1 pseudogene is annotated in these 1,106 nt (G+C 26.0%); it reads left to right on the forward strand.

Annotated elements, in window-relative coordinates:
• Positions 1-698 precede the first annotated feature (698 nt).
• A pseudogene (locus AC3AYF_RS21605) lies at positions 699-866 on the forward strand (cbb3-type cytochrome c oxidase subunit I); the annotation flags it as partial.
• Between the last annotated feature and the right edge of the window lie 240 nt (positions 867-1,106).

Below are 1,106 nucleotides of genomic sequence, written 5' to 3' on the forward strand. Positions count from 1 at the left end.
CATTATACAAAAAAAAATATATAATCAAAATTAATATAAATAAATTTATTATAATTGATAATATTTGAATAAATTATCTGCTTAACTCATTGTGGTATATCCTGTGAAGGAATGTTTGTAATTAAATAGTTACAGTTAGTATAATCCCTTAATAAAGAATAGAGTTATAGGAAATTATATATAATATAATCCCAAAAAAGGGTAAATGCCGTTAAAAGTGTAAACTTTTTAATTATTACTTCGCTATATGCATGGAATCTCTCGAAATTAGAATTAATTTTCTAGTTAACAGATACATAGACACCTAATTGAAGTTTATATATTTTAAAAATTGTATTATTAACTGAATTAGTCGTAATACTTATGTATACATGGGAAGAATATGCAGGAAACCAAAGTAAAAAAAAAAAATTACAAGTAGGATCCTCAGAGACTACACGCGAAGCTCCATTATTGTATAATGGATGAAGACATAGTCCATCTAAGTAAGAAATTATTTAGTGCTAATAATAAAATAATTATTAGCTTAATGATATATAAAAATCTTTAATAAATAAAAAATAATAAGAATAATAAGTATTACAAGATTCCCCAGATTAAATAATATAAGTTTTTGATTATTAGTACCTAGTTTATTATTATTTATATTTTCTGCAACAATAGAAAATGGAGCTGGTACAGGTTGAACTTTATATCCTCCTTTATCAGGAATACAATCACACAGTGGACCAAGTGTAGATTTAGCTATATTTGGTTTACACTTAAGTGGTATAAGTAGTATGTTAGGTGCTATGAATTTTATTACTACTATTTTAAATATGAGAAGTCCTGGAATACGTTTACATAAATTAGCTTTATTTGGTTGAGCAGTAATAATAACAGCAGTGTTATTATTATTATCATTACCAGTATTAGCAGGAGGTATAACTATGATTTTAACTGATAGAAATTTTAATACATCATTCTTTGAAGTAGCTGGAGGAGGAGATCCTATTTTATTCCAGCATCTATTCTGATTCTTCGGACACCCTGAAGTTTATATTTTAATTATACCAGGATTCGGAATAGTAAGTACAGTAATTTCAGCTGGATCAGGTAAAAATGTA

It is taken from the genome of Salinicola sp. (genome assembly GCF_982684285.1).